The following is a 2824-nucleotide window of genomic DNA, read 5'->3' on the forward strand; positions in this document are numbered from 1 at the left end:
GGGCTTTTTACGCTGCACGTAATGCCCGTCCATCACGCTGGCTACGGCCAAAATAATGCGTCCTTGTCTGAGTGCTTGCTGTTTTTTGGCTGGACTGAGCAAGGTGGCCTCGGTGACCAGCCAAATCAGGTAGTTTTTAAGGGACTTGATGTCTACGGGCACAAGATCAAACGTGCAGTCGATTTCGTTTTCGCTGAGGTTGCGCTTGAACTCGGGATACAGCAGGTTGAGCACTTGGTAGTTGCTAAAGTCATCGCCACTGAGGTATTCGTCTAAAGCATGGTCTGTGCTGCCTGCGTTCAATATTGACGCTTCAATGGCCAAGGTGTCCTGCAGGGTCACTAAATGGGACAGCTTGCATTGGCTCACGCCCCCGGTGAGGTTGGAGCCGATGACCACGGGTTCAACCAAGCTGAGTTGATGATCACGCAGCCAAGCATGCACACGCTGCTTTTTAGAGCCAATCTGCCCCCCTTGATTGGCCAACTGTTGCAGCGAAATCGAAAACAGATCGAGCTTGCGTTGCATGGGCGTGGCTTCAAAGTGCAGGCACTTGAACAGCATGGTCTCCAGCACACGGATGTATTTGGCCAACGCACGATGTGCGCTGTTCGCAGGCTTGGGAAAAGCCTGTTGCAGTGCTTCGTACACTGCGCTGTTAACGGTGATCTTGATCATTCGCTGCTCCATGGAGTCAGGACAAGAGAAATCCTGAAATTCACACGTATTTAGCTGGTATTTACAGGTTAACCGGTAAATCTCAAAAAGTCACACGCTTATAGTAATTTAAGTTTCTTCGTAATCAAAGCACATGTGCAAATAGCCCAATTACCCGGGTCATTGCGTTGATTGAAGCCAATTCAAGCAGATCCTTCTTTGTCTGGCATCAGTTCCAAAATTCCGGGAATTTTGGGCTGATTCATTTGGTTGGCAAATTGTACAACTGAGCATAAAATGAAAACACTCAAAGCCAAACCCACTAAATGAAACCCTCCCAAGCGCTTGAAACACATCGCAGTGAAATACGAGAAATCGTCTTGGCTCACAGGGCTTTGAACGCTCGGGTGTTTGGATCTGTCGCGCAGGGCTTGGACACGGATCTCAGCGATTTAGACATTCTTGTGGACACCACTGCTGAGACCACGCTTTTTGATCTAGGTGCCATTCGCTACAAACTTCGCAACTTACTGGGCGTGCCTGTAGATGTACTTACACCTGGCGCATTACCAGACAGTTTTCGACAGACTGTCATTGCCCAAGCTCAACTGATATGAGCCGTGATCCATTGCGTTTAGGTGATTATCTCGGTCATATTTTTGAAGCCATATCGCAAATTCAAAAATACTGCGAAGACATTGATGAAGCTTCGTTTCTGTCAAATCGAATGATTCAAGATGCAGTGATCCGAAACTTTGAGATTATTGGAGAAGCCAGCAAAAACGTTGAACGTGTGGCTCCTGAATTTGTGGCTGCTCACCCCGAGTTACCGCTTGCATTTGCCTACGATATGCGCAATCTTTTGGCCCATGGTTACTACAAGGTTGATGTGAATGTGGTCTGGAAAACAATTGAAAGTGACTTGCCATACCTACAACAGCAAGTCATCATGGCCATGCGCGACTTGTGAAATCGTCTGATTTCTGAATTTGAATCAACTTATTTAGAGAGTTGAATAATGAACACCAAAGACATTCGCACCTCGACTGATCCAGATTTAGCAGGCTCATATGCGGCCATGGAACGTGCAGCACGTGCAGCCCAAGATCTAGCTATCAAAACTAACACGGGTATCGTTGTTGCAGTTGACGGCAAGAACGTTGAATTGACAGCCGCCGATTTGATCAAGCTTCGTGACCAAGAAGCACAGCAGTCACACCATTGAGCTGATACAGGCCATGCATAGAGCCAGCTTCGAGCTGGCTTTTTTGTGCGCCTTACTTTCACGCGCAAGATGTCTGTTGCTTGCTTTGGGCTCAATACGGATTTCACAGCATCCAGTCTGGCCCTAGTCAGGTCAGTATTCGCTGGGCAACATGATCACCCAATGCTTTCCGTCCCAGCAGGCATACAGTGTGATGCTGCTCAGGGGGAAGTCGGTGTAGGGGATTTGCTGTCTGGCGTGTTCACCACCGTTACCGTCTTCGTAGACCATGACCGCCCTGCCCTGGCTCACATCCATGCGCACCAGTACAAACCAGTCCTGCGTGCCAATTTCACATAAATGGCTGGCAATGGCATCCATCATCCAATAGCACTCGGCTTGCTCAGCCAAGTACTTGGTGCCATCGGTCAGCAGGTGCCTACGGCTGATACGGTAGTACTTCTCGGTGCCCGTAAATTGTGACAGTTGGCTGGGGTCCAAAGCACTCATAACTCGAACCTTAGGACGTCATGCTTGACCAGGTTGGCTTGCGCACGCGCCAATGTATCAATGCCTAGGTTGGGCTGAATGCTCGATACCAAGTGGTTGATGGCCCAGTTCTCCAAGTTTTGCCGTTCCTCCGGGGTGCGCGCCGTTTTAAACTTCCCCACATACTCATCAATGTAGTAAGACGCTTTGTTGAGCTGGTTGCTGGCGTGTTGAAGGCACTCAATGGCCTTTGCACGCGCTTGCCTTGCTTACATGTCTTTTTTCTGATCTGGGTTCATTTGCGTGTCCTTGGTTGTTTGCATGACTACAGTTTTGTGTCAGATGCGCACTTGGACAACCTCTATTTAGGTAACCCGATAGGTTGGCGGGTTACCAAGTCGAAAGCAACAAATGGATTTGGATAAAACAATTTTCCACCCCGGCAAACTAAAAACCCACGCGCTAAAACGCCCT

5 protein-coding genes are annotated in these 2824 nt (G+C 48.8%); 3 read left to right on the forward strand and 2 right to left on the reverse strand.

What is annotated here, in order from left to right; genetic code table 11:
• A partial coding sequence (locus ABW391_RS29190) for a hypothetical protein (RefSeq protein ID WP_353485434.1) occupies positions 1-678 on the reverse strand: 678 nt, incomplete at its 3' end.
• A 305-nt stretch (positions 679-983) separates the two neighbouring features.
• Between ABW391_RS29190 and ABW391_RS29195 the strand changes: the two genes are divergently transcribed.
• The 3 genes from ABW391_RS29195 to ABW391_RS29205 are packed head-to-tail and all read left to right on the forward strand — an operon-like array spanning position 984 to position 1882.
• Positions 984-1274, forward strand: coding sequence for a nucleotidyltransferase family protein (locus ABW391_RS29195; protein ID WP_353485435.1), 291 nt, complete (start codon positions 984-986; stop codon positions 1272-1274).
• Entirely contained in the window at positions 1271-1627 is a 357-nt protein-coding gene (locus tag ABW391_RS29200; RefSeq protein WP_353485436.1) for a HepT-like ribonuclease domain-containing protein, read from the forward strand. The genes ABW391_RS29195 and ABW391_RS29200 overlap by 4 nt, the downstream gene beginning before the upstream one ends.
• A gap of 48 nt (positions 1628-1675) precedes the next feature.
• Positions 1676-1882 carry a hypothetical protein gene (locus tag ABW391_RS29205; RefSeq protein WP_353485437.1) on the forward strand — a complete coding sequence of 69 codons (207 nt, stop codon included), beginning with the start codon at positions 1676-1678 and terminating at the stop codon, positions 1880-1882.
• Between the two features lie 132 nt (positions 1883-2014).
• On the opposite strand, the gene ABW391_RS29210 is transcribed toward ABW391_RS29205, so the two are convergent.
• Positions 2015-2371 (reverse strand): DUF6876 family protein, encoded by a 357-nt coding sequence (locus ABW391_RS29210; protein WP_353485438.1) that lies wholly within the window; start codon positions 2369-2371, stop codon positions 2015-2017.
• Between the last annotated feature and the right edge of the window lie 453 nt (positions 2372-2824).

The organism is Haliscomenobacter sp. (assembly GCF_040403615.1).
Classification (GTDB): Bacteria; Bacteroidota; Bacteroidia; order Chitinophagales; family Saprospiraceae; genus Haliscomenobacter.